The organism is Roseicella aerolata, assembly GCF_020523605.1.
In the GTDB taxonomy this organism is placed as follows: domain Bacteria; phylum Pseudomonadota; class Alphaproteobacteria; order Acetobacterales; family Acetobacteraceae; genus Paracraurococcus; species Paracraurococcus aerolatus.
The window spans coordinates 1-637 of record NZ_JAJAQI010000184.1; the positions used below are offsets into that span (position 1 = coordinate 1).

General features: G+C 67.5%; 1 protein-coding gene. It reads left to right on the forward strand.

The window, feature by feature from the left end; all coding sequences use genetic code 11:
• The coding region (locus tag LHA35_RS28470; protein WP_226615282.1) for a hypothetical protein at positions 1-637 on the forward strand (637 nt) is incomplete at both ends.

Here is a 637-nt window from a genome sequence, read left to right on the forward strand (position 1 = left end):
GCGGCAGACTTCATCCTCGGTCCCCCTGAGGAGCCCCAGCCGCCGCCTCCTGCCGGGCTGGCGGTAGACCTCGCCGCCATTGCCGCCGGCGTTGGCGGCTTCAGGATTCTCGGCGAGGCGCAGTTCGATCGCGCTGGCATCTCATTCACCACGATTCATGATCTGAATGGCGACGGCCTGCCGGAGATCCTGGTCAGCGCCACCGGCAATGACGCGGCTGGCGAGGACGCTGGCGCCGCCTATGTGGTCTGGGGCAAGGCCGACGGCATGCCGGTGGACCTCGCCGCCGTTTCCGCCGGGCAGGGCGGCTACAAGATCGTCGGCGAGGGCCCGTTCGTCCGCACCGGCCGCAACGTCGCCGTGGTGGGCGACCTGAACGGTGACGGGCTCGACGAGGCTCTGATCAGTGCCGTCACCTTCCGTCCTGACGGGACGAGTCTTGCTGCCGCCTATGTGGTCTGGGGCAAGGCTGATGGCACGCCGGTGGACCTCCGCGAGGTCGCCGTAGGGCGGGGCGGATACAGGATCGTCAGCGAAACCGAGGAAGACGACTCGTTTGGTATTGCCTCCATTGGTGACATGAACGGCGACGGTCGATCCGAAATCCTGCTCGGCCATAGCCATTTCGGGGGGGCGG